Origin of the sequence: Xanthomonas bonasiae (assembly GCF_014836395.1) — a bacterium.
Lineage (GTDB): Bacteria > Pseudomonadota > Gammaproteobacteria > Xanthomonadales > Xanthomonadaceae > Xanthomonas_A > Xanthomonas_A bonasiae.
This window is the reverse complement of the sequence record NZ_JACSQX010000006.1, coordinates 134,210-160,005: the sequence shown is the minus strand read 5'-3', so window position 1 is coordinate 160,005 and position 25,796 is coordinate 134,210. Positions and strand designations below refer to the sequence as shown.

Sequence of the window (25,796 nt, the reverse complement as noted above, 5' to 3'; positions counted from 1 at the left end):
CCGCACTGCTGAAGGATCTCGTACAAGATGAAAATCCTCGTCGCCTACAAGCGCGTGGTGGACTACAACGTCCGCATCCAGGTCAAGCCGGACGGCTCCGGCGTCGTGACCGAGGGCGTCAAGCTTTCCCCCAATCCGTTCGACGAAATCGCCCTGGAAGAGGCGCTGCGCCTGCGCGACGCCGGCATCGCCAGCGAGGTGGTGGTGGTCACCCTGGCTCCTGCCGATGCCGCCGCGCACCTGCGCAACGGCCTGGCGATGGGCGCCAACCGCGCCATCCACGTCGTCACCGATGCCGCGATCCAGCCGCTGACCGCGGCCCGCACCCTGCTCAAACTGGTCGAGCAGGAGCAGCCGGACCTGGTGATCCTGGGCAAGCAGGCGATCGACGATGACGCCAACCAGACCGGGCAGATGCTGGCCACGCTGTGGGGCCGCCCGCAGGCGACCTTCGCCGGCAAGCTGGTGGTCGCCGACGGCAAGGCCACGGTGACCCGCGAAGTCGACGCCGGCCTGGAAACGCTGGAAGTGGACCTGCCGGCGGTGGTCACCACCGACCTGCGCCTGAACGAGCCGCGCTTCATCAAGCTGCCCGACATCATGAAGGCCAAGAGCAAGCCGCTGCAGACCCTGGCCTTCGCCGACCTGGGCGTGGAGTCCAACGACAGCCTCGCCACCACCCACTACGCGCCGCCGCCCAAGCGCAGCCGCGGCGTGATGGTCAAGGACGCCGCCGAACTGGTGGCCGCACTCAAGCAGAAGGGGTTGCTGTAATGGCCAAGATCCTCGTCGTCGCCGAACACCTGAACGGCCAGCTCAACGCGGCCACCGCCAAGACGGTCAGCGCCGCGCAGGCGCTGTCGCCGGAAACCATCGACATCGTGGTGCTGGCCGCCGACCCGGCCGCGGTCGCCGCACAGGCCGCGCAGATCGCCGGCGTGAGCCGCGTGCTCACCGTCGCCGACCCGGCCAACGCACACGCCATCGCGCAGGTGCTGGGGCCGCAGATCGCACAGCTGGCGCAGGGCTACAGCCACGTGTTCGGTCCCTCCACCACCTTCGGCAAGGACCTGATGCCGGTGGTCGCCGCGCTGCTCGGGGTCAACCAGATCTCCGACCTGATGGCGGTCGATGGCGACTATGCCTTCAAGCGCCCGATCTACGCCGGCAACGCGATCATCAGCGTGCAGGCGCCCGCCGACCAGACCGTGGTCGCCACCGTGCGCAGCGCCTCGTGGCCGGAAGCGGCACAGGGCGGCAGCGCGGCGATCGAAGCGGCCAGCGTCAGCGCGACGCTGCCCACCCACACCCGCTTCGTCGGCCTGGCCGCGGGCAGCTCCGACCGCCCCGACCTGCAGAGCGCCAAGCGCGTGGTCTCCGGCGGCCGCGGCGTAGGCTCGGCGGAGAACTTCCAGATCATCTACAAGCTGGCCGACAAGCTCGGCGCCGCGGTAGGCGCTTCGCGCGCGGCGGTGGATGCCGGCTACGTGCCCAACGAACTGCAGGTCGGCCAGACCGGCAAGATCATCGCCCCGGACCTGTACGTGGCGGTCGGCATCTCCGGCGCGATCCAGCACCTGACCGGGATCAAGGACGCCGGCACCATCGTCGCGATCAACAAGGATCCGGAATCGCCGATCTTCGAGATCGCCGACATCGGGCTGGTGGGTGACCTGTTCACCTTGCTCCCGGAACTGGAAACGGCACTGGGTTGAGCTACAGCACCTCACAGGCCACAACCAGGCCCATCGCAGAGCCACCTCTTGCGGCCTAGCTCGGGCGCCAGATGCTATTGCACGGCTCCTGCCATCCTAAAGGATGGCAGGCACGCCGACTGTCAGGCGGGAAGTTGCAACATCCAGACTTTGAGGTCGGAAGGAACTATCCGAAGTATCGGAATGGCGACTATGATGATAGTTGCCATTATCATCCCCCTTAAACGGCGAAACATTGCGGCCATAGCGAACTCGCGCCAGCAAGCCGTGATGACTGACAGACCGCAGCGTGATGGTCCGGCAAGGCGTGAGGCCAGCATGTGAAGCAATCGCCCGACCGAGTCATCGTCCAAATAATGGACATGCGGCGGGGGAAAATCCTTCTGCCGCACCCTCTCGAAAGCACCTGGCCTGCCCGTCTTCGCCAGCAGCATTGCAATACGCTAGAGCATACCTATGCGTGCGTGGGCATCCAGCAAGTTGCCCTCAACTACACGGGCTACAGACGCGATACCAGACCGCTACGCCTTGTTACAACGTCAATCAACATCCTGGAGTCGAGGCTACGCCGTTAGGCAAAGGGTTCTTTGCGAAACCCCTACTAAGCAGGCTCGGTGGCGTATCGTACCGTCTCTTCGGCTCTCTACGTGGTTCGCCGAGCGTAAAAACGCGAGGCCAAACCCCTTGAAGCAGGCCGGCCTGATGCTATCGCGTGCACCGCAGCCGCCATCGCCGCAAACATGAGGCTGCGCTGGATCTCGCATCATGGTGGTGGCGGAGCGCAAGCAAACACTCCACACGCGGCTTCTTGCAGGCTTGAGAGTCGGTGGCCCAAAGCCTGCATCGTCCGACGTGGCGGCCGTCCCGGCTAGAATAGGGGGCACGAGCACTTCCCGAGTGGGCGCTCAAAACCTATCGGAAGGATTTCCATGCTTAGCGGCGCCCGAGCCAGCCTGATGTTTACCAACCCTCTCACGTCGACAGACCTCAGAACCAAGTATCTGTGGGCGGCAGCGATTGGAGTGCTGGCGATCACAATCTATGTGGCGCTTGGACTCTCCCCCTCATCCTATGCCATGGGATTGCGTGTCATGGGCATCGAGCCGAGCGGGCTCTGGCTAGGACAAGCCCGCCAGATCCGGTCCGATGAGTGGATGGTGTTGACCCCCTATATCCAGATTGCCGTTGCCAACGACCTGCAAGGCGTCAACACGATTTCACCGTACCGGGAAATCCTTCGCTCGTTTCAGGCACTTCCGATCAAGGACTGGGCGATGCTCTTCAAACCCTATTACTGGGGTTTTCTGCTGCTGCCGCCAGCCAATGCGTACTCGCTTTACTTTGCCACGATGTCGACTGCCTTTATCGCCGGCTGGTCGATCTTTCTGCGTCAAATGCGCGCCACTCCGATCATCAGCCTAGTAGTCGCCACGACACTTTATTTTTCCCCCTTCGTACAAGTCTGGTGGACCAGCAACGCGGGAGCGTTTGCGCTTGCTCCTTGGGTTGCGGTGTGCTGGCTGCATTTCGACAACAGGTTCTGGCGAATCGGCACCAGCACCTACGCACTTACCGTCTGGCTACTTTCGTGCGCCTATCCGCCATTTCTCTATGCGTCGGGTGTGGCCATGGCAGTGCTGATCATTGCCTTCAGGTCGAACGCGGTGACACGGGCGCGATTGTTCGATGCCACAGTCGCTGGCGCCATCGCGCTGGCATTGTTCATCACCTATTTCCATGAGCTGATCGACATCATGCAAAACACCGTCTATCCCGGACGGCGCCAAAGCATTGCGGGAGGTGTCGAGTGGGCGAAACTATTCGCGCATTTCAATCCGTCGCTCACCACGCGTGGATTCGAGCCGCTGGCAGCCTTTGTCAACTCCAATGCCTGCGAGATTACCGTAATGTCCACGCTAATCCCGCTCTATGCCGCCACGCTCATCGATGGCGATGCATGGCGCCACTGGGCCTGGAAGCATCGGCCGAGCCTGCTGGTCATCGGCGCAGGCCTAGGGTTCTTCGGCTGCTGGATCTTCTTGCCATTGCCCGCGATTGTCGGCAAGGCAACTGGACTCTTCATGGTGCCACCTTCCCGCGCGGTGCTGGGACTGGGCCTGATCCTGAATCTCGCTGCGGCCGTGATCCTGAGCCAATGCGGCGCCCGCCTGAGCACGCGCAGGCTTGCGGCCCTAGCCCTGCTCACCGTGGCAGGCATCCTGGCCAAACTCGCCTACGGCGACGGCAGCGTCCATGGACTCTACAGCTGGAAGGACGCAGTACCTCTGCTATGCCTCGGGCTGCTAGTGCTCATCGCATGCCGGGTCCGGCGAGATAGTGCGCGAACGAAAGCGGTACTGACTGTCGCCTTGCTCGGAAACCTGCTGACCTACGGCCTATTCAATCCAATCCAATCGGCTTATCCGATCTTTTCGCTTGACCGCGAGCAGGTGCGCCAGAATCTGCAGCAGCGTGGTGCCGCCACCGATGCCAATGGCGTGATTGTGGCGCCCGGGCACTACGGAGCGCTTATCGCCGGCGCCGGACTGCCATCAATCAACCATGTGCTCTATTACCCGCAGCTCGACTTCTTCAAGAGGCACTTCTCTGAAATGTCTGATGAGCAGTTTCAGCTGACCTTCAACCGCTACGCTCACATTTCCGTGGGTGACACTGAAGCTCCTGTGATTGTGGGCGCCGATCACATCGCGGTCCCGGCCAGCGCTTTCGTCGCCGGCGCTCTCTCCAAGCCAAAGCGCAGTGCACCACAGAATGGCGACCCACTTCAAATCCACATGCTAAATGCCCGACCGGTAGCGGCGATCGCACAGAGCGTTTTCGGCCATGTCGACTCGATTTCTCCGTGGGAAAACGGGCAAATTACGCTGCAGGGCTGGTTGCATGCTCCGATTGACGACTCAACCAAGATCAGTGTCTGGACCTCCGCGAGCCCAAGTCAGAGCTCGGCCATCCGTATGCTGCGACCTGACGTTGCCGCTGCAGTCGATCCAGCGCTCGGCGCCTCAGGAATTCGCCTAACAGTGAGATTCGCCCCCGGAGTCAAGGCCAGCGATCTGTGCTTGCTGGTCGAACAGAAGGACCGCAGCAGCACTGTTCGCTTCCCCGACGGCAGGCTTGGCTGTACTTCCGTCCACTGAATTACGCATTCGAAAGGATCTTCATGCATACCGGCACACATACCAACGCAATGCGCATTGCGGTCGTCATCCCTTGTTACAAGGTCAAGCGGCATATCCTCCAGGTAATCGCCGCCATTGGGCCTGAAGTAGACGCAATCTATTGCGTGGATGACGCCTGCCCGGAGCAAAGCGGGACATTCATTCAAGAGCACAATCAGGATGCCCGCGTGCGTGTGACACGCCACTCACACAATCAAGGCGTTGGCGGCGCAGTCATGACCGGCTATCGGCTTGCCATCGAAGAAGGCATGGATATTTTGGTGAAGATCGATGGCGACGGGCAGATGGACCCTTCGCTCCTGGGCGACTTTGTTGCACCGATCGCATCTGGCAATGCCGATTACACCAAGGGGAACCGCTTCTGGGATCTGTCCCAGATCAGGCGCATGCCGTTGATCCGGCGCTTCGGGAATCTGGGCCTGTCATTCATGGCTAAGGCCTCTTCCGGCTACTGGGACATATTTGACCCTACTAACGGCTACACCGCCATTCACGCCAATGTGGCAAGCCACCTGCCATTCGAATCAATTAGCAACCGTTACTTTTTCGAGACCGATATGTTGTTCCGGCTCAACACGATCCGCGCCAAGGTCCGTGACGTACCGATGGATGCCCAGTATGGCGATGAAGAGAGCAACCTGAAGATTTCCAAGATCGCTGGCGAATTTGCCTTCAAGCACACGCGCAATCTGTTCAAGCGCATCGGCTACAACTACTTCTTGCGCGACCTCCCCATCGCATCGCTTGAGCTTATTGCAGGCCTGGCACTGCTAGCATTCGGTCTCGTGTTCGGCTGTTATCACTGGGCCTATTCCGCCGCCGAGGGAACTGTTACGCCGGTCGGAACAATCATGCTGGCCATCGTATCCCTGACCAGCGGGCTCCAATTTTTACTGGCATTCATCGGCTACGACATCGCCAATATACCGCGCTTCAGCTTGCATACCACCATCAAGCGCAAACGCTTGAGCTGACCGTGCCCGGCATCCGAGGCGAGGCAATCACGGGCCACGCACTGAATCCCTCGCCGAGCGCAGCACGTGCAAGCGCTGCCAGGTGCCACGCACGGCGGGGGGGACCTTACTTACGTATCCAGCTTCGTGGCCGATAAGCTATAGCATGGCGTCGCGTCAACTGTCAGATTGAGATTGTCTCAACCGATATAGCCAACCAAGACAGGCGGCTCTTGACCTTAAAGGTTGCCGCACCACGCCGCGCGCTCACGCAAGCGCACGATGTAGCGATTGCGGCTGCCAAAGCCGCGGCGGATAGGCTAGCGAGAACGGCGTGGATTCCAACGTCAGATTGACATTGTAATAAGGATCCTGCTGCAAGGCCCAGCCCCAGCGCTGCTTCATGAAACTCTCTTCGCGCTTGAAACGGGCAATCTTCTCAGGCGTGGTCTCGTAGCCACGCGAAGCCGATTCGTGGTGATAAAGCTCGGCAAACGGGGTCCACAGGTTGCGATAGCCGGCCTCGCGCACGCGCAGGCAAAAGTCGACGTCGTTGAAGGCCACTTCCAGTTGCTCGTCCAGGCCACCGACCTGCTCGAACACCGAACGGCGCACGATCGCACAGGCTGCGGTCACCGCGCTCAGACTCTGCGCCAAGCCACCGCGGTGTTTGTCGCCCGGCCAGCCACGCGCCATGCCCACATAGCAGTGCCCGGCCACGCCACCGATGCCGAGAATCACGCCAGCGTGCTGGATCGTATTGTTCGGGTAGTACAGCATCGCGCCCACCACCCCGATCTCGGGGCGCAGCGCGTGCCCGACCATCTCGTCCAGCCAATCGCGACTGATGACTTCGATATCGTTGTTCAGCAATCCCAGCACCGTGCCGCGCGCAATGTGCGCGCCGGCGTTGTTGATCGCCGAGTAGTTGAACGGATGCGGATACGGCAACACGCGTACGCGCGGATCCTGCTGGACTTGCGCGAAATACTTCCTGGACGCCTCTTCCTGGGAGTCGTTATCGATGACCACGATCTCATAGTTGGGATAGTCGGTGCGTTCCAGAATCGAATCGATGCACTGCTTGAGCAGATCGATGCGATCGCGGGTGGGAATCAACAGGCTGACAAGCGGCGCCGGTTCCGGCAGCGGATAGGAAATCCGGAAATAGCCGCTATAGGTGGCCATCTCCAGCACCTTCCCGCCGTTGCCGGTCCGATCAAGATGCGCCTGGACGGCGCGCAGCGCGGCAAGATGCGCATACGACTTTTCACCCGGCGCCATCGCGGTGGAGCCACTGATCATGCGCCAGTGATACAGCACCAGCGGAAGATGGCCGATCGCATCGTGAGGAAGCCTCTCGGTGATCCGCAACGTCAGGTCCCAATCCTGAGCGCCCTCGAATCCCTCCAGGAAACCGCCGACCGCGCGCACCTGTTCGGCACGGTAGACCGTCAAGTGGCAGACGCAATTTTGCGAAAGGAACAGATCGGGATTCCAGTCCGACTTGAAGTAGGGATCCGAACGCTTCCCTTCCACGTCGATCTTGTCTTCGTCGGTGAACAGCATCTGCCACTGCGGATTATTCTCGAACGCGTGAACGCTCTTGAGCAGAGCCAAGGGATGCAGTTCGTCGTCGTGGTCGAGCAATGCGATGAACTCGCCCCTGGCCATCTGCAGGGCCGTGTTCGAGGCTGCGGAAATATGTCCGTTCTGCTCCCGTCGCTGGAACCGCACGCGATCGTCGCGTTCGGCATACTCGGCAAGCACCTGCATCACCACTGGATCGGTGGAGGCATCGTCGGCGATGCACAACTCCCAATTTGGATAGACCTGCTCGCGTACGCTTTCGATGCAGCGCCGCAACCAGCGCTCAGGAGTGTTGTACGTCGGTACGATGACCGAGACCAGCGGCCTGCGCGCTAACGAGACGAGTTCCGCATCCGCCGCCGCCTTCCACGCGGCATCGCGGCAATCGTAGAACTCCTGCCATACCTGGTAGTCGGAGAAAGACCCCGAAAGCATGCGGGTCGAGTATTCGTGATAGAGCCGATCGGCCATCCTGCGGACGCCCTTGGTCAGCAGATCGATCGCCGTTCGCGCCACTAGCTGTAGCTTGTTCACGCCGCCTTCGCGGCGATCGAATGATGCGCCGAAGAGACGCCGCATGGCATCGCCGCGCTCGATACGCTGCAGCTGCAGAGCGGAATGACTGAAATCCATCGGCGCGACAGAGGGATCGAAGCGGATGCCGGTGGTCGACTCCACCAGACGGACCACGATCTCGAACCGGCGCGTTTCACCGCTGGGTATATTCAGGGGAAGATCGATGCGCTCGGCCTCGCCGCTGTGCCTGACCCGATACGTCGGATACAGCACCGGCGCGAACATACGCCCGCGATAGACCGACAGCTCGCCGGTGAGCAGGTACCAACCGCCAGCCAGGGCCTCGCCCTGCCAGCGCAGTTCCATCTGCGGATCGCTGCCGGACGCGCGCCACGCGGCAGCATGCGATGGCGGGGGAGAAAATTCGGCAGCCAGCGGCGCAATCTGCTGCAGCGGAGTGACGCTAAGTGCAATCGTTTCGGACATCTAGCTCTCGGGAAAAGTCCCTCGGATCACCGGGGGAACGTACTCTATAGGATAAACGGGATGTAAATCCCGTGCCAGCGCCAGCGCGTGACGGTCAGGATCCAGCGCGAACGCGGGCGCATCGAGCGACAGGCAGGGGCTATAGGCCGGATCGTCACCGAGCACCTGCTGCCAACGCGCCTGCATCGTGGCAACCTCGCCGGCAAACCGCGCCTGCTTGACCGGATCGTCCTCGATGCCCCGGCTGGCCGATTCATGATGGTAGGCCTGGGCGTGCGGCGTCCACACATTGTCGTAACCGTGCGCGCGCAACCGCAGACAGAAGTCGACATCGTTGAACGCCACCGCGATCGATTCATCCAGGCCGCCCACCGCGATATAGGCCGCGCGCGTCACTGCCAGACAAGCCGCAGTGACCGCCGAATAGCGCTGCGTCAGCAGAGCGCGTCCGTATTCGCCGGCGAAATCGTGCGGCGCGTGGGCGAAGGCATGGGCGGCGACACCGCCGATTCCCAGTACGACGCCAGCGTGTTGCAGCGACCCGTCCGGATAGAACAGCTTCGCGCCGATCGCCCCCGCCCCCGGGCGTGAGGCCAGCCGCACCAGTTCCTGCAGCCACTGCGCATCGGTGATTTCGATATCGTTGTTGAGCAAGACCACGATCTGCGCAGTGCAATGCGCCACGGCGTAGTTGTTGATCGCGGAATAGTTGAACGGGCGGTCGTAACGCAATATCCGGACCCGCGGATCTTGGCCGATCGCCTCGAAATAGGCATGCGATTGCGCTTCGACCGAGCCGTTGTCCACCACTGTGATGCGATAGCGAGAATATTCCGTCCTGGCGAGCAGGGTGGAAATGCACTGTTCAAGAAGATCGATGCGATCGCGCGTCGGGATGACGATCTCCACGTCCGGCTCGGCGTCCAGCGCATATCGCACATGCAAGCGTTGCCGGCCCACCGCATGGATCCGTGCGCCCTGGGACTGCAATGCCCGGCCGAGCACGCGCACGCGCGCCGTCGCATCCGCCTCGCTACGTGCGAACGGGGCACAGATTGGGCCGACGTCGCCGTTCACGTGACGCAACATGTGCGGCAAGTGCAACGGAATCGCGTCGCACTCGTGGATCAGCGCGCACAGCAGCGAGAACCACGGCGCATCCGGGTCGAGGCCATCGAGCAGGCCATCTACAAGCACATCCCTGCGTACGAACGCGCTGCGCCCGAGATAGTCCTGCTCGTACCAACGCAGGCGGTCCCACGCCGGCTTGAACAGCGGCGCGAAACGCCGCCCAGCTTCATCCACCCTGTCTTCGTCGCTGTAGACCAAGGCGGCCGCAGGAAGCGAGATCATCTCGGCGAGGACCTTGGCGGTCATCGGATGGATGCGATCGTCCGCCGCCAGCACCGCCACGTAGGCGCCTTGCGCAGCGCGCAGACGCGCACCGAGCAAAGCCGCAGCATCCACGATCTGCAGCGGTGGCAGCGCACGGTCCACGGGCCACTCGTCCAACTGCTGGGCATCGGCCACGATCTCGACCGCCTGCCCCGCCAGGGAACCGAGCGCATCGAGGCATGCCGAGAAATCCGCCCCCGCGCGATCGTGGAATACCAACGAAAGAACAGGAGCCTGGGCACGCGTGTCGCTGCGTGGCGTCGACACCAGTTCGGCCAGTCGCCGATCCTCGCGCAGCACCCAGGTCGCATAGCCGGCATCACGCGCCGTCGTGTCCGCACGCTGCGTGCGCAGCAAGGCGTGCAACGATGCGTCCGCGCCCTGCTCGCGCCACTGCGACTGCGCGTCACCGACCAGTTCCAGCGCTTCCCGTGGCGCATCGCGCAGCCGTTCACCGACACCGCCGCGCAGCAGCAACCAGAAGGCTTCTCGCTCGCTCAACCGGTAACTCTCGAGCGGCCCCAGTTCGAATCTCGCATAGGCGTCTGTCGGGTCGAACCTCAGCGCCTGCAATGGCTCGGGGAACTGCACCACAACATCCAAGCTGCCGCGGCCAGCGGCCAGCGCGAGATCGATCCGGGTGTCTTCGGCGATCCCGTTGCCATAGTCCGGATAGAGACAGGGGTTGGCCAGACGTCCATCCAATTCGCGCAAGACACCACGCAGCCGGTACCAGCCGGCGGCAAGCGGCAGCGCCGGCTGGGCCAGCGCGAATTGCGGATCGGACCCGACGGATTCCCAGGTCGTGACCTCGCCAGCGGCTAGGCAGGCAAGATCGGCCAACGGCGTCGCGTCCCAGCGCATTCGCACCGGCGGTCGTTGGCTCAGGTCCGCCACGGTCACCGCAACTTCCACCATCTGCGTCCTTGCAGCTGCGCAAGCATGGCCATCTGCTCGCCCTGGACGGCAGCGAGCGCATCCACCTTGGCTTCCAGCGCACGTAGTGCATCGCCACGCTCCATCCGGTCCAGCGCATCGCTGAGCCGGGCGGTCAATTCACCCTGCTGCGTGCTCCAGTGCTGGATCGAATCGACCAGACGATCGTCGCTGGCGACGATTCGGTCGTGCAAGGCGCCCTGGCCCTCGGCCAACTGCTGGACGAGGGCCTCAATCCGTTGCAACGCCGGCAACGTCTGCGCCAGACCGTCTCCAAGCGCCGTGTGCAGCGCGTCGATGGAGGCATACATGTTCACGCCATGCTGGCCCGCCAGGTTGAGCGAGTGCTGAAGCGACGCGAACCCATCGGCGATCTCCGCATGCTGGTGACCGGTGGCAGCAACCGGAGCTGCGGCACGCGGCAACGGCGCATCGAGCATGCGTTCGATCGCTTCGCGCTGGTCCTTGCCCGTGACCTGGCGCTGAAACGCCAATTCGCGCTCGAGCCAGAGATCGAAACCATTCGCCGCCGAGGCAGCGAACAGTTCAGCCACCACATCCAGCAGCAGGGCACGCAACGTGATCGGCTCGCCTTCCGCCATCATCGCCACGACGCTGCCGCCATAGGTGAACAACAGTGAGCGCAACAACAGCCAGCCGAGCGTCGGGCCCTCGGCGACCCACTCGCGATCGAAGTAGACGATCCGGCCATCGGCGGCGCACAGCAAATTCGATGGCGTGGCGTCGAGATAGTCGTCGGGCAGAACGCTGTCGACGCTGTCCAGCGCAACGGCATGCCCTTCGCCGTGCAGCACCTGCGCCAACGCCTGCAAATAGCGCCGCACTTCCGCGACCAGCTCGGCACGGGTCCAGCCAGGCTGGCTCAGTACCGCGCGAATTGCATCGACCAACAAGGGACCCTGGAAATAGTCGGTCGCGCTCTGCACCTGCAAGCGAATCCCGGTCTCTGCCGATGGTGCGTCGGACAATCTGCGCGCATGCACGCGTACCGATTGGTCCTGCTCCGCCACGAAAAGCGTTTCCCGGGCATAGGCGCCCAGCCGCTGCGTGCTGTAGTGATACGCCAGCGCCGATTGCTCGGCCATCGCCGAATCGTCGGCCACGGCTTCCACCAGGAACGAATTGGCCAGATCCAGCGCCAAGCCGTTGGCCGCGACCACCGGCCAGGCACGCTGAAGATTGAATGTCGTCGGCGTGAGCTGAGGATCGCGGCGAACCGCCTGCGCCGCCAGCGCGCCGGCATTGAACAGCGCGGGGTCGGCCGAGATGCCGCGCTCGGTCAGGATCGTGGCCGGCATCTTGTAATCGGGCAACGGTGCCGAGAAACGGCTGCGCGCATAGCCGGCGCGCCGAAGCAGCGCGTCGAGTTCGTTGCGCCCGTATGTGCGCGCGCCGCGCGATTGATAACGGTCCTCCAACCCGACCATCGGCTGCCCCAGATGGTCTTCCGGCACGCCGGCCAGATACTTCAGGCCCAGCTGATTCTCGATGGCCAGAATCAGGCGCCCTCCTGGCGCCAGCAGCTGCCTTGCGGCCTGCAGCATGTGCAGCGCGGGGTTCTGCGCGTCGGAGAACAGACTGGCGTACTCCAGCACGCCGATCAGGGTCACCACGTCGAAGCGCTGGGCGACGGAAAAATCCTGAAAGCGTTCGGCCACCACAACGACATTGCGCAACTCGCGAGTGCGCTCGCGGGCGATGCGTGCGCGCCGCAACGAGCCCTCCAGCGCCAGCACGTCAGCCCCGCTCTCGCCGAGATAGCGCGTGACCGCACCGCATCCGGCGCCGATTTCGAGAACCCTCGCACCCGGCTGAAGATGCTGCGCGAACGGTCGCAGCAGGTTCGCGCGTTCCGTGGACAGGTGATAACGGCTCGGCCAGTCGACGCAAGCGGCCGCCAGCTCGGAAGAAAACACGCTGACGTCGGCAGCGGCGCGCAACGTCGCCAACAGCCCATCTTCGGAGTTGTCGCCATCGCTGTAGCCGATGCTGTCGTAGCCCTCGCGACGCCATACGGCGACGTCCGCAGGCATGACATAACCAGCGGCTGCCAATGAATCAATCATGCAATGCGTCCTCTTGAATCATCGTCGGCGTGATCGATCAAACAGCCTGGCGAGGACTTGCGACTTCCAGACGCATGTCCAGCCCGCCCATACCGAAGAAATCGGCGTTGATCACCTTGAAATGGATGCTGTCGTAGCGCCTGTCATGGGGCACCACATCCTCTTCGCCGCGGCTGGCCACGCCGACAGAAAGGAAATAGTCGCCATCGGCCAGGTCGCAGCGGAATGCGGCCACCACATCGACCGCGCTGCCGGCAGCGCCGCCAGCGGTGAACGCAGGCAGCGGCTTGTACTCGGTATTGGTACCGTAAACGACGACGCCCTCGGCCGTCTTCAGGGTGAAGCCGACGATCGGCCTGATCACCTCGCGCTCGAACACCATTCTGACCACGAGGCGCAATTCCTGACCGGACTCGAGAATCGGCGGGTAAAGCGTTTGCGCCGATCGCAATTCGAAGTCGGTGATGCGTGCGGCACCGTCGCCCCAGCGGAATTCATGGGGATTGTAGTTGGGGCGCGACTCGTAGCCACCGCCCTCGCCGGAGAACGGCACGCTCTCTTCGAACGGCGCGTCCGCGATCCGCTCGCCTGCGTCGGGCGCGGGAGCATCGGTATCGCCGCTACCGAACAGCAAGTTGTAGTAGGCGTTGACCACATCCTTGGGCTTGCCTTGGCGCAGGACGCGGCCGCTATCGAGCAACTGGGCGAACTCGCAGTGCTGCACGATCTGATCGGCCGAGTGGCTGACCAGCAGGATCGAAGCGCCATCGTCCTTGAGCTGCTTGAGCCGCGCGAAGCACTTGGCCTGGAACTTCGCGTCGCCGACCGACAAGGCTTCGTCGACGATCAGCAGCTGCGGGTGCACCTGCGCCTGCACCGCGAACGCCAGGCGCACGACCATGCCGCTGGAATAGCTGCGGATCGGCTGGTCGATGAACGCACCGATGTCGGCGAATGCGAGGATGCGATCGAGGCTTGCATCCACTTCGTCCTTGCTCAACCCGAGGATGGCCGCATTGAGATAGACGTTCTCGCGCCCGGTGAACTCGGGATTGAAGCCGCTCCCCAGTTCCAGCAATGCCGCCACGCGCCCCTGCACCTGGATGCTGCCCTCGGTCGGGGTCAGCGTGCCGGCGATCATCTGCAGGAAGGTCGATTTTCCCGAGCCGTTGCGGCCGATGAGGCCGACCGTCTGGCCGCGGCGCACTTGCAGATCGGCGCCGCGCAATGCCCAGAATTCCCGGTAGTAGCGCCGCGAACCGCCCACCAGACCCTGCAGCAAGCGGTGCGAAGGCCGGTCGTAGATGTGGTAGCACTTGCCGACGCCGCGCGCATCGACCACCAGGTCGGCGTCGCTGGATATCGGGCTGTCCGCTTGCGCCACGGTCAAGAGCTCAGAGGACATCGGCGAACCCCCGGCGCGTCTTCTGGAAGACGAAGTAACCGAAATAGGCGAACGCCAGCGCGCCGAGCGTATACATCCCCAAGCCCGCCCAATCCGGCGCGCGCCCCCAGAACGCGACGTCGCGCGCCTCGTCGATGATGAAGGTCAAGGGATTGAGGTGGAAGATGAATTGGTACTTCGGCGGCAGCGTGCTCACCGGAACGATGGCGGAAGACAGGAACAACGTCGCCGTGGCGATCACGCCGGTCATCTGCCCGATGTCGCGCAGGAAGACGCTCAGCGAGGACAGCAGCCATCCCAGGCCGAGCAATCCGACCGCCAGCGGCAGGAACACGATCGGCAGGAAGACCAGCGTCGGGTGCATTTCGTGCCGCACGATCAGGTTCAGCACGACGAACACCAGCGAATTGGTGCAGGCGTGGAACAGCGCCGACAGCACCATCGTCCAGGGCAGCACGTCGAGCGGAAACACGATCCGCTTGACCAGGTTCGAATTGCCGATGACCAAGGTGGGCGCACGCGTCAGGCATTCGGCGAACAGGCCATGCACGATCAGGCCGAGGAACAGCAGCATGGCGAAGTCGGCGATGTTGCCGCTGGTCCCCGGCCAGCGCGATTTCAGCACGTAGCCGAACGCTAACGTATAGATGATCAACATCATGAAGGGACTGATCAGCGACCACAGCAGACCGAAGCTGGCGCCGCGATAGCGTCCGAGCACGTCGCGCCGGGTCATCTCCATCGTCAGGCTGGGATAGTGCAGCCAGGCATGGAACGGACCGGTCGGCGAAATGCGATTCGCCCGTTGCAGCACGTCGTGCATGTGTCAGCTCCGCAGCGCGCGATCGAGATCGGCCTGCAAATCCCCCACATCCTCGACCCCCACGCTCAACCGCACCAGCGCATCGCTGATGCCGAGCTGGGCGCGCCGTTCCACCGGCACCGAGGCGTGGGTCATGACCGCAGGATGGTTGACCAGGCTTTCCACGCCGCCCAGCGATTCGGCCAGGGTGAACAGCTCGGTGCGTTCGCAGAAGCGCTTGGCCGCGTCGAAGCCGCCCTTGAGCACGATCGAGACGATGCCGCCGAAACCGGACATCTGCCGCTGCGCCAGGGCGTGCTGCGGATGCGAGGCCAGCCCGGGGTAGATCACCTTGTCGATCGCCGGATGAGTATCCAGCCACTGCGCCAGCTGCAGCGCGTTGGCGCAATGCGCGCGCATCCGCAGCGGCAGGGTCTTGAGCCCGCGCAGCGCCAGGAAGCTGTCGAACGGGCCCTGTACGCCGCCCACCGAGTTCTGGAGGAACGCCAGCTGCTCGGCCAGTTCGGCATTGGCGCCGACCACGGCGATCCCGCCGACCATGTCGGAGTGGCCGTTGAGGTACTTGGTCGCCGAATGCACCACGATGTCCGCACCCAGTTCCAGCGGGCGCTGCAGCATCGGCGAGGCGAAGGTGTTGTCCACCACCACCAGCAGGCCGTGCTTGCGCGCGATCGCGGCGATCGCGGCGATGTCGACGATCTTCAGCATCGGGTTGGTAGGCGTCTCGATCCACACCATCCTGGTCTTGGGTCCGATCGCCGCTTCGAACGCGGCCGGATCGGTCAGGTCGACGAAGCTGAAGTCCAGGGCGGCGGTGCGCCGGCGCACGCGCTCGAACAGGCGGTAGCTGCCGCCGTACAGGTCGTCCATCGCCACCACGTGGCTGCCGCTGTCCAGCAGCTCCATCACCGTGGAGGTGGCGGCCATGCCCGAGGCGAACGCGAATCCGCGCGAACCGCCTTCCAGCGCGGCGACGCAGCGCTCGTAGGCGAAGCGGGTCGGATTGTGGGTGCGCGAGTACTCGAAGCCCTGGTGTTCGCCGGGGCTGGACTGGGCATAGGTGGAGGTCGCATAGATCGGCGGCATCACCGCGCCCGTGGACGGGTCCGGATGCTGGCCGCCATGGATCGCCAGGGTCGCCAGCGACAGCGCGGGGCCGTCGCCATTGGGGTTGGACGTGTGGTCCGTCATGAGGGGTTCCCGGAGAAGGGGCGTGATTCTAGCAGCGAGGTCTGAACGGCCCCCTGTATCGGGAGCCGTCCACGAGGCACCGTCACTGGACGCGGCGGCGCAGGTAGTTGAGCAGGTCGATGCGGGTGATCAGGCCGAGGAAGGCGCCTTCGTTCATGACGATGGCGACCTGGCCGCGGTCGAACACCGGCAGCAGCGCTTCGATCGGCGATTTGACGTCGAGCCGGTCCAGCTTGCTGACCATGGCCGTGGCCACCGGGTCGCGGAACCGCGCCTCGTCGCCGTAAACGTGCAACAAGACGTCGCTTTCGTCGACGATGCCGACCAGTTGGTCGCCATCCATCACCGGCAGCTGCGACACGTCGTAGAGCTTCATGCGCTGGTAGGCGGTGGTCAGCAGGTCGTTGGGGCCGACCACCACGGTGTCGCGCTGGCTGTACGGGCGCAGGATCAGGTCGCGCAGGTCGCCGTGCTGCGGGCGCTCCAGGAAGCCGTTGTCCAGCATCCAGTAGTCGTTGTACATCTTCGACAGGTACTTGTTGCCGGTATCGCAGACGAACACCAGCACGCGCTTCGGCTCGGTCTGCGCGCGGCAGTACTTGAGCGCGGCGGCCAGCAGGGTGCCGGTCGAGGAGCCGCCGAGGATGCCCTCCTTGGCCAGCAGTTCGCGCGCGGTATGAAAGCTCTCGGCGTCGCTGATCGAATAGGCTTTCTTGACCCGCGAGAAATCGGAGATGTCGGGCAGGAAGTCCTCACCGATGCCCTCGACCAGCCAGCTGCCGGACTTCTCGCTGACCGTGCCCTGCTCGATGTACTCGGTCAGGATCGAGCCGACCGGGTCGGCCAGCACCAGCTCGGTGTGCGGCGAGGCGGCGGCGAACGCGCGCGACAGGCCGGTCATGGTGCCGGAACTGCCGCAGCCGAACACGATCGCGTCCAGCTTGCCGTCCATCTGCCGCAGGATCTCCGGACCGGTGCCGAACTCGTGCGCGGCCGGGTTGTCGGGGTTGCCGAACTGGTTGACGAAATAGGCCCCCGGCGTCTCGGCGGCGAGGCGCGCGGCCAGGTCCTGGTAGTACTCGGGATGGCCCTTGGCCACGTCCGAGCGGGTCAGCACCACTTCGGCGCCCATCGCCTTGAGGTTGAAGATCTTTTCCCGGCTCATCTTGTCCGGCACCACCAGGATCAGCTTGTAGCCCTTCTGCTGGGCGACCAGGGCCAGGCCGATACCGGTGTTGCCGGCAGTGCCCTCGACCAGTACCGCGCCGGGCTTCAGCTCGCCGCGGCGCTCGGCCGCCTCGATCATCGACAGGCCGATGCGGTCCTTGATCGAGCCGCCGGGGTTGGCGCTTTCCAGCTTCAGGTACAGCTCGCACACGCCAGTGTCGAGCTTGCTGGCCTTTACGATGGGGGTGTCGCCGATCAGATCGAGTACGGAAGAGTGAATGGCCATCGCGTCCGGATGCATCGCGCCGTCATAGCGGCTGGACCGGTGATTATCCGCGGTATGCGCCGGAATGTCAGACAAAGCGCCGAACCGGCACGAAAAAAGCCGCGATCGCGGCTTCGGAGGAGATGACGCGGACGGTGGCAAGCCGACGAGGAGGCCGGCCACCGCCCGCGACAATTGAACGCTTGTCGTGGGAGGGAGGAATCAGTGAGGCTTTTGCTGCTCGTCGTAGAGCCGCAACAGCTTTTCCTTGGCCGCGAGCTTTTCCCGCTTCATCTGCGACAGGGTGAGATCGTCGATCGGCAGCACGCCGAGCTCGGCGTCCATGCACTTCTTGTCCAGGGTCTTATGGCGTTGGTAGAGCTGCTTGAACTCCGGATCGGACTTGATCAACGCGTCGATTTCGGTCTGCGGTTGCCCTTCGAACATAGGAATAGCCTCCTTCAGCTGGAAACAAGAACGCCCCGGCCGGAACGGCACGGGGCGTTGCCTGGGAGCGGAGTCGCGCGGGTCGCCAGCCACTCCACCGCAACGCCCGGGCCTGCTGCCCTTGGAACGTCTCGCTGCGGTGCGTGCCACTGCTTCATCGGCCCGGAGTCTCCGTGGAACCAGGCGACGGTGTGTCGCCTGGGAGTTCGACCCTACGCCTCCCCACCAGTTCCGGCAAGGGCAGCAGCGCGCGCTTTCCGCATTCAGTTGCTTGCCGCTCAGGCCCAGAGAAAAACCGCGTTAAACGGGCTCCAGGGCCTGCAACGGCCAACCCCGCTCAGGGCGCGATCACCACCTCGGCGGCACGCGCCTTGGTCGCCGGCGCCTTCTTGCCGACCGCCTGCAACCGGCTCGCCGTCACGCCGCCGGCGACCAGCGCCTCGCGCAACGCGTCGGCGCGCTTCTGCGCCACGCCGGCATCGGCGTCGTAGGCCTCGATCCGCACCCGGCCCTTGGCGCCGATCTGCAGGTACTGCGCCAGCGCCTTGGCCTGGCCGGCGGCATCGGCCGACAGCGCCGCCTTGCCTGCCGCGAACGCCCCGCCGGTGACGGTGAAGACCTCCCCGCGCGGCTCGAAACGCGACGCCGGCAGCTTGGCCCCGGCGACCAGCTCGGCCTCCTCGCGCGCCAGCTTGGCCGACTTCTGCTGCGCGGCGCTGAGCTTGGCGGTCTGCTGCCCGGCCACGTTGGTCAGCGCCTGCTCGGCATCCTGCCGCGCCAGCTGCTCGGCCTCGGCGGCCTGGCGCAGGCTCTCGGCTTCTTCGGCCTGGATCTGCGCCTGCACCCGCAGCCGCTCGGCTTCCTGGCGCGCGCGCGCGGCTTCGCGCCGGCTGGCCTCGACCAGCAAGTCGCTGCGGGTCTTCTCCAACTGGTCGACCTGGCGCCGCGCCAGGGCGGCGCGCGCGGCGGTCTCGGCGATCTCGACGCGGCGCTCGGCGAGATAGCGCGCGTCGTCCTGCTCCTTGCGCTTGGCCGCGGCGAACGCGGCTACCGCCTGCTGCGCCTGCAACCGCTCGTAGGCGGCCACGTCGGCACTCAGCGGATCGGCCTGCAGCGCGACCAGGCGCTGGTTCAGGACCGCCAGCTCCGGATCGTCGGCGGCGAACGCGGCCAGCGGCGCGACCAGCAACAGCAGCGCGGCCAGGCGGCCGGCCATTCCCAGGCGGCGGCTCATGGACGCGCCTCCCCGGTGTTCAAGCTGCGCTGCAGGTCGGCCACCTCGGCCTTGCGCTGCTTGAGTTGCGCATTCGCCACCGCCTCCTCGCTGCGCACCCGCGCCAGGTCGGCATCGGCCGCCACGCGCAGCGCCAGCTGCGGTGCGATCTTGCGTTGGCGGCGGTCCAGCGCCGCCTGTTGCGCCTGCTCCAGGCCCTGGCGGGCAGTGGCGATCAGGTCCGGGGCGTATTGGTCGGCGTCGGCCTGGATCGCGCGCTGCACCGCCTGCTGCGCGGTCTGCAGTTCCGGCGAGGCGACCTGGGCAAAGGCGGCGGGCGTGGCAAACAGCGCCAATGCGCACGCCATCACGTACTGCGGGCAACGGATTTGTGCGAAGCTAGTTTTCATCAAGGGGGGCCGTAGGCGGAGACGTCGAGCGCGGCCATTGTCGGAAGCCTGTGGCGCGCTTGCAACGGGCGGCCGCAGATTGTTGGGGAACCATTGCGCATGGATATCGGCTACTTCCTGAAGCTGATGACCGAAAAGAACGCCTCGGACATGTTCCTGACCACGGGAGCACCGGTCTATATCAAGATCGAAGGCAAGCTGTACCCGCTCGGCGCCACCGGCCTGCCGCCGGGCATGGTCAAGAAGATCGCCTACTCGCTGATGGACGAGGGCCAGGTGCCGCAGTTCGAGCGCGAGCTGGAGCTGAACATGGCCATCGCGCTGCAGGACGCCGGCCGCTTCCGGGTCAACGTGTTCAAGCAGCGCGGCGAGGTCGGCATGGTGATCCGCGCGATCCGCAGCAAGATCCCCAGCATCGAGGAACTGCACCTGCCGCAGGTGCTGAAGGACGTGATCATGACCCCGCGCGGGCTGGTGCTGGTGGTCGGCTCCACCGGCTCCGGCAAGTCCACCTCGCTGGCGTCGATGATCGACCACCGCAACAGCACCACCACCGGGCACATCCTCACCATCGAGGATCCGATCGAATACCTGCACAAGCACAAGATGTCGATCGTCAACCAGCGCGAGGTCGGCCTGGACACCCACGCCTTCCACAACGCGCTGAAGAACGCGATGCGCGAGGCGCCGGACGTGATCCTGATCGGCGAGATCCTGGACGCGACGACGATGGAGGCGGCGATCGCCTTCGCCGAGACCGGGCATCTGTGCCTGGCCACGCTGCATTCCAACAACGCCGACCAGACCATCGAGCGCATCCTCAACTTCTTCCCGGAGAGCGCGCACAAGAACGTGCTGATGAACCTGGCGCTGAACCTGCGCGCGGTGGTCTCGCAGCGCCTGGTCAAGGACAAGAACGAGCGCCGCCGCCCGGCCACCGAGGTGCTGCTGAACACGCCGATGATCCGCGACCTGCTGCGCCGCGGCCAGGTCCACGAGATCAAGGCGGCGATGGAGGAATCGCTGGAGGAAGGCATGGAAACCTTCGACCAGTGCCTGTTCCGGATGGTCAAGCAGGGCCAGATCGAGCAGGAGGAGGCGCTGCGCGCGGCCGACTCGCGCGACGGCCTGGCGCTGAAATTCCGCCTGTCCGAAGGCTCCAGCGGGGAACACGATCCCTACGCCGACTACGACGCCGGCAACAGCGGCGGCGTCAGCTCACCGCGGATCACGCACGGCTTCGGTTGAGACAGCCGCACTCCTGTAGGAGCGGCTTCAGCCGCGACACACAGCATCCGGCAAGACCCTGTCGCGGCTGAAGCCGCTCCTACAGAGGCAGGACGCCAGCCTCAGCCCTGCGCGTCCGGCTGCCGCTCCGGGCGCGCCGCCTCGAACGCCGGCAGCGCCAGACAGGCCTGCTCGATCCGCGCGATGGTCGGATACGCCTGCATGTCCACGCCGAAGCGGCGCGCGTTGAACACCTGCGGCACCAGGCAGCAATCGGCCATTCCCGGCTGTTCGCCGTGGCAGTAAGTGCCGGTGTCGGGCGACTCGGCAAGCAACTGTTCCAGCGCATCGAAGCCCAGCACGATCCAGTGCAGCATCCACTCTTCGCGTTCGGACTGCGGCACGTTCCAGACGTTCTCGAAGAACTGGGTCACGCGCAGGTTGTTGAGCGGATGCACGTCGCTGGCGATCAGTTGCGCCAGCCCGCGCACCCGCGCGCGGTCGATCGCCGCGTCGGGCAACAACGGCGGCTCCGGCCAGCGCTCGTCCAGGTATTCCAGGATCGCCAGCGACTGGCGGATCGCCTGGCCGTCGTGGCACAGCGTGGGCACCAGTTCCTGCGGATTGAGCCGCGCGTACTCAGGCGAATGCTGCTGGCCGCCGTCGCGCAGCAGGTGCACCGGCAACGCCTGGTAGGCCAGCCCCTTCAGATTGAGGCCGATGCGAACGCGATAGGCGGCGCTGGAACGCCAGTAGGTGTACAGCTGCAACGCCTCTTCCACGCTCTGCCCTCCCGTCCGGACGATCACGATACCGGTGGACACAGTAGCAGCGGCACCGCCGGTCGTCTCGGTGCCGCCACTGGCCGGCTCAGGGCCGGGAGGCGGGCTCGATGCGCTGTTCGATCGCGCCGAAGATGCTCACTCCGTCACGGTCCAGCATCTCGATCCGCACCACGTCGCCGAACTTCATGAACGGCGTGCTCGGCTGCCCGTCGCGCAGCGTTTCCACTACGCGCAGCTCGGCGAAGCACGAGGCGCCGCGCGTGGTGTCCTGGTTGGCGATGGTGCCCGAGCCGATCACCGCACCGGCCGCCAGCGGCCGCGTCTTGGCCGCGTGCGCGACCAGTTGGGCGAAGTCGAACTGCATGTCCTCGCCGGCTTCCGGCGCGCCGAACCAGGCGCCGTTGATGTGGGTCAACAGCGGCAGATGCAGCTTGTTGCCACGCCAGGCCTCGCCCAGCTCGTCGGGGGTGACGAACACCGGCGACAGCGCCGAGCGCGGCTTGGACTGCACGAAGCCGAAGCCCTTGGCCAGTTCGGCCGGGATCAGGTTGCGCAGCGACACGTCGTTGACCAGCCCCACCAGCTGGATATGCGCGGCGGCCTGCTGCGCATCGACCGCCATCGGCACGTCGTCGGTGACCACCACGATCTCCGCCTCCAGGTCGATGCCGTAGTCCTCGCTGACCACCTTGACCGCATCGCGCGGGCCGTAGAAGCCGGCGCTGACCGCCTGGTACATCAGCGGATCGGTGTAGAAGCTCTCCGGCACTTCGGCGCCGCGCGCGCGGCGTACCCGCTCGACGTGCGGCAGGTAGGCGCTGCCGTCGAGGAATTCGTAGGCGCGCGGCAACGGCGCGGCCAGCGCGGCGAGGTCCAGGTCGAACTGGCCGTCGGCGCTGCCGTCGTTGAGCGACTCGGACAGCGCGTTCAGGCGCGGCGCCAGATTGCTCCAGTCCTCCAGCGCGCGCTGCAGGGTCGTGGCGATGCCGGTGGCGCGCACGGCGCGGGTCAGATCGCGGGAAACGACGATCAGGGTGCCGTCGCGGCCGCCTTCCTTCAGGGAACCTAGCTTCATGTCCGTCCAGTGCTGGGGAGCTGATCGGGCGATTGTACGGCCAGACCGCATATTGGTTGCAACTGAAACGGAATTGCCGACTGTCGGATGGTTCACTGCGACTTTTGTGCAACGCGCCAATTCAGCGTAGACTGGCCAGGTCTGCATGCGGCCGTCCGTTTCCCTTAGGGATCGCCGGCGAGGCCAGGATCGTTTCGATCCGCTCGCCCGCCCCGCCCGACGCCTTTCGTGGTGCCGACAAACCCGAGCGCTGTCTGCTCCGGGTTGATCCACCCTCTCGCAGCGCGGTTCACGGGAACGCTCCGAGCCTCACCCAACTTGCGTCTTCCCGCCGGGCATGTCCCGGCGACGGCGCGTTATCCGGAGCTTTCCTCGATGTCGTTCGAATCCCTGGGCCTGGCGCCCTTCCTGCTGCGTGCGTTGGCCGAGCAGGGCTATGAAACCCCCACCCCGATCCAGTTGCAGGCGATTCCGCTGGCGCTGGCCGGCCACGACCTGATGGCCGGCGCGCAGACCGGTACCGGCAAGACCGCCGCGTTCGGCCTGCCGCTGCTGCAGCACCTGGGCACCTCGCCGCAGCCGGTCGGCAATGGCGCACGCAAGCCGCGCGCGCTGATCCTGACCCCGACCCGCGAGCTGGCCACCCAGGTGCACGACAGCCTGCGCGGCTACAGCAAGTACCTGCGCATCCCCAGCACCACCATCTACGGCGGCGTCGGCATGGGCAACCAGCTCGACGCGCTGCGTCGCGGCGTGGACCTGCTGATCGCCTGCCCGGGCCGCCTGCTCGATCACCTCGAGCGCCGCAGCGTGGACCTGTCGGGCATCGAGATCCTGGTGCTGGACGAAGCCGACCGCATGCTCGACATGGGCTTCCTGCCCTCGATCAAGCGCATCCTGGCCAAGCTGCCCAAGCAGAACCGGCAGACCCTGCTGTTCTCGGCGACCTTCGAGGAAGGTATCAAGCAGCTGGCCCGCGAATTCATGCACGACCCGCAGGAAATCCAGGCCACGCCGAGCAACACCGTCGCCGACACCATCACCCACCGCGTGCACCCGGTCGACGGCACGCGCAAGCGCGAGCTGCTGCTGCACCTGCTGGCCGCCGATTCGCGCATGCAGACGCTGGTGTTCGCGCGCACCAAGCACGGCGCCGACAAGCTGACCATGTTCCTGGACAAGTCCGGGCTGAAGACCGCCGCGATCCACGGCAACAAGAGCCAGGGCCAGCGCCTGCGCGCGCTGAGCGACTTCAAGGCCGGCCGCATCACCGTGCTGGTGGCGACCGACATCGCCGCGCGCGGCATCGACATCGACCAGCTGCCGAAGGTCATCAACTACGACCTGCCGATGGTCGCCGAGGACTACGTGCACCGGATCGGCCGCACCGGCCGCAACGGCTCGCAGGGCGAGGCGGTGTCGCTGGTGGCGCAGGACGAGGCCAAGCTGCTGCGTGCGATCTCGCGCATGCTCAAGCGCGAGATGGACATCCGCGACGTACCGGGCTTCGAGCCGTCCACGCCGATCCGTTGGGGCAACAACAATCCGGCCGACGAGCGTCCGGGCGGCCAGCGTCCGCCGCGCAAGAGCACCCACGCACGGCGTCCGCACGGCGACGCGCCGCGCCCGCACGCGCATGCCGGCGCCAAGCCGGCCGGCGGCGCCCAGCCGGGCGGCGCACGTCGCCAGGGCGAGCGCCGTCGCAGCGGCGGCCAGCCCAGCGCCGCGCGCTAAGCGCAGCCGACCGCAGCACCACCAACGCCGCCTCCGGGCGGCGTTCGTGTTTTCGCGACGCGCCGCTGTCGCGGGACCGCGGCAGTACCGGCGATGCGCCGGCCAATTCCCACGCCACCTACAATGACGCCATGGACATCTTCAAGAGTTTTACCCTGGAGGCAGCGCACCGCCTGCCCAACGTCCCGCCCGGCCACAAGTGCGCACGGCTGCACGGGCATTCGTTCCGGATCGAGCTGCACGTCAGCGGCGAACCTGGCGCCGACACCGGCTGGGTCATGGACTTCGGCGACATCAAGGCCGCGTTCCGCCCGATCTACGACCGCCTCGACCACCACTACCTCAACGACATCGAGGGACTGGAGAACCCGACCAGCGAACGCCTGGCGATCTGGATCTGGGAACGGCTCAAGCCGGCATTGCCGCTGCTGAGCGAGGTGGTGGTCCACGAGACCTGCACCTCTGGTTGCCGGTATCGCGGTCCTGCTTGAGGCGGGGATTGGGGATTAGGGATCGGAGATTCGCAAGGGCGGCGTGACGGCGACTGACCAGGTGCCGATGAACGGTCCCGTTCCTGGGTCCGCGGCGGCGCAACCGGCGCCTGCGCGGTGCATCCGCAGGCCCGGTCGGCGACAGGCAGAGCGTCTTCAACCTATTGATCCCAAAGTAAGTTTAAACGAAACCTGAGCGGCTTCAGAAAATAATGTTGCATTGCAGCAGAATGCGCGTATGTTGCACTGCAACAGCAATCGGCATTCCCTTGGAGTCGCATGATGTCCGCTCAGTTCAACGATCAATTCAGCAGCTACACCCAGCAGTTCGCCGCCGCCGCTTCGCGCGCCAACCGCCTGGCGTTGGAAAGCGCTGAGAGCGTGTTCGGCGTGCAGTTGAAGACCTTCGAGAAGAACGTCGCCGCGACCACCGGCTTCCTCGGCGAACTCACCGAAGCGCGCGACCTGGGCAGCGTGCAGTCGCTGTGGCCGAAGGGCCTGCAGATCGCCCGCGACAATTTCGAGCGGCTGGCCACGGCCAACCAGGAAGTGTTCGGCCTCGGCCTGAAGACCTCCGAAGCCATCGGCCAGCTCGCCAAGAGCCAGTTCGAGGCGGCCAGCGACCAGGCCGCACCGAAGGCCAAGACCAAATAAGTCCACTGCGGCGCAGCCGCACGACTGACCA

The 25,796-nt window shown here is 65.0% G+C and carries 20 protein-coding genes; 8 read left to right on the top strand and 12 right to left on the bottom strand.

All coding sequences use genetic code 11. The features are described 5' to 3' along the window. Window positions 1-27: 27 nt before the first annotated feature. The 4 genes from H9658_RS11355 (at window position 28) to H9658_RS11340 (ending at window position 5,889) form a co-directional block, all read left to right on the top strand. The gene (locus H9658_RS11355) at window positions 28-774 is read left to right on the top strand and encodes an electron transfer flavoprotein subunit beta/FixA family protein (RefSeq protein WP_179568594.1); all 747 of its coding nucleotides are present in this window, start codon (window positions 28-30) and stop codon (window positions 772-774) included. Then, a complete protein-coding gene (locus H9658_RS11350) occupies window positions 774-1,715 on the top strand; it encodes an electron transfer flavoprotein subunit alpha/FixB family protein (RefSeq protein WP_191825423.1) in 942 nt (313 codons plus the stop codon). Before H9658_RS11355 ends, H9658_RS11350 begins: the two co-directional genes overlap by 1 nt. A 956-nt stretch (window positions 1,716-2,671) precedes the next feature. Continuing rightward, window positions 2,672-4,873 carry a DUF7657 domain-containing protein gene (locus tag H9658_RS11345; RefSeq protein WP_191825422.1) on the top strand — a complete coding sequence of 734 codons (2,202 nt, stop codon included), beginning with the start codon at window positions 2,672-2,674 and terminating at the stop codon, window positions 4,871-4,873. A gap of 23 nt (window positions 4,874-4,896) precedes the next feature. Then, window positions 4,897-5,889 (top strand): glycosyltransferase family 2 protein, encoded by a 993-nt coding sequence (locus H9658_RS11340; protein ID WP_191825421.1) that lies wholly within the window; start codon window positions 4,897-4,899, stop codon window positions 5,887-5,889. Window positions 5,890-6,135: 246 nt separating this feature from the next. On the opposite strand, the gene H9658_RS11335 is transcribed toward H9658_RS11340, so the two are convergent. The 10 genes from H9658_RS11335 to H9658_RS11290 form a co-directional block, all read right to left on the bottom strand. After that, entirely contained in the window at window positions 6,136-8,460 is a 2,325-nt protein-coding gene (locus tag H9658_RS11335) for a glycosyltransferase family 2 protein (protein WP_191825420.1), read from the bottom strand. Then, window positions 8,461-10,773 (bottom strand): glycosyltransferase family 2 protein, encoded by a 2,313-nt coding sequence (locus H9658_RS11330; RefSeq protein ID WP_225209901.1) that lies wholly within the window; start codon window positions 10,771-10,773, stop codon window positions 8,461-8,463. Beyond that, on the bottom strand, window positions 10,755-12,878 hold the full coding sequence (locus tag H9658_RS11325; protein WP_191825419.1) for a class I SAM-dependent methyltransferase: 2,124 nt from the start codon (window positions 12,876-12,878) through the stop codon (window positions 10,755-10,757). Before H9658_RS11325 ends, H9658_RS11330 begins: the two co-directional genes overlap by 19 nt. Before the next feature lie 37 nt (window positions 12,879-12,915). Continuing rightward, entirely contained in the window at window positions 12,916-14,283 is a 1,368-nt protein-coding gene (locus H9658_RS11320) for an ABC transporter ATP-binding protein (RefSeq protein ID WP_191825418.1), read from the bottom strand. Beyond that, window positions 14,273-15,106, bottom strand: a complete 834-nt coding sequence (locus H9658_RS11315) for an ABC transporter permease (protein ID WP_191825417.1) — start codon at window positions 15,104-15,106, stop codon at window positions 14,273-14,275. The genes H9658_RS11320 and H9658_RS11315 overlap by 11 nt, the downstream gene beginning before the upstream one ends. 3 nt (window positions 15,107-15,109) lie before the next feature. Further along, window positions 15,110-16,297, bottom strand: a complete 1,188-nt coding sequence (locus tag H9658_RS11310; protein WP_191825416.1) for a cystathionine gamma-synthase — start codon at window positions 16,295-16,297, stop codon at window positions 15,110-15,112. An 82-nt stretch (window positions 16,298-16,379) separates the two neighbouring features. After that, on the bottom strand, window positions 16,380-17,750 hold the full coding sequence (locus H9658_RS11305) for a pyridoxal-phosphate dependent enzyme (protein WP_179568627.1): 1,371 nt from the start codon (window positions 17,748-17,750) through the stop codon (window positions 16,380-16,382). A gap of 201 nt (window positions 17,751-17,951) precedes the next feature. Further along, window positions 17,952-18,176, bottom strand: a complete 225-nt coding sequence (locus tag H9658_RS11300; protein ID WP_009575526.1) for a YdcH family protein — start codon at window positions 18,174-18,176, stop codon at window positions 17,952-17,954. A gap of 337 nt (window positions 18,177-18,513) precedes the next feature. After that, complete coding sequence (locus H9658_RS11295; RefSeq protein WP_179568629.1) at window positions 18,514-19,410, bottom strand: OmpA family protein; 897 nt, start codon at window positions 19,408-19,410, stop codon at window positions 18,514-18,516. Then, a complete protein-coding gene (locus tag H9658_RS11290) occupies window positions 19,407-19,799 on the bottom strand; it encodes a DUF4398 domain-containing protein (protein ID WP_179568631.1) in 393 nt (130 codons plus the stop codon). The genes H9658_RS11295 and H9658_RS11290 overlap by 4 nt, the downstream gene beginning before the upstream one ends. 99 nt (window positions 19,800-19,898) lie before the next feature. Here H9658_RS11290 and H9658_RS11285 point away from each other — a divergent pair, with 99 nt between their 5' ends. Further along, window positions 19,899-21,047, top strand: a complete 1,149-nt coding sequence (locus H9658_RS11285) for a PilT/PilU family type 4a pilus ATPase (RefSeq protein WP_179568633.1) — start codon at window positions 19,899-19,901, stop codon at window positions 21,045-21,047. Window positions 21,048-21,148: 101 nt separating this feature from the next. Here H9658_RS11285 and maiA read toward each other — a convergent pair whose 3' ends face one another. Then, the gene (maiA, locus tag H9658_RS11280) at window positions 21,149-21,808 is read right to left on the bottom strand and encodes a maleylacetoacetate isomerase (RefSeq protein ID WP_191825415.1); all 660 of its coding nucleotides are present in this window, start codon (window positions 21,806-21,808) and stop codon (window positions 21,149-21,151) included. Window positions 21,809-21,896: 88 nt separating this feature from the next. After that, window positions 21,897-22,886 (bottom strand): fumarylacetoacetate hydrolase family protein, encoded by a 990-nt coding sequence (locus tag H9658_RS11275; protein ID WP_179568642.1) that lies wholly within the window; start codon window positions 22,884-22,886, stop codon window positions 21,897-21,899. Window positions 22,887-23,261: 375 nt separating this feature from the next. Here H9658_RS11275 and H9658_RS11270 point away from each other — a divergent pair, with 375 nt between their 5' ends. The 3 genes from H9658_RS11270 to H9658_RS11260 all read left to right on the top strand — a co-directional run bounded on the left by H9658_RS11270 (window position 23,262) and on the right by H9658_RS11260 (window position 25,765). Next, the gene (locus H9658_RS11270) at window positions 23,262-24,620 is read left to right on the top strand and encodes a DEAD/DEAH box helicase (protein WP_191825414.1); all 1,359 of its coding nucleotides are present in this window, start codon (window positions 23,262-23,264) and stop codon (window positions 24,618-24,620) included. A gap of 131 nt (window positions 24,621-24,751) precedes the next feature. Further along, window positions 24,752-25,111, top strand: a complete 360-nt coding sequence (queD, locus tag H9658_RS11265) for a 6-carboxytetrahydropterin synthase QueD (protein WP_179568646.1) — start codon at window positions 24,752-24,754, stop codon at window positions 25,109-25,111. 282 nt (window positions 25,112-25,393) lie between these two features. Beyond that, a complete protein-coding gene (locus tag H9658_RS11260; RefSeq protein ID WP_191825413.1) occupies window positions 25,394-25,765 on the top strand; it encodes a phasin family protein in 372 nt (123 codons plus the stop codon). Window positions 25,766-25,796: the final 31 nt, after the last annotated feature.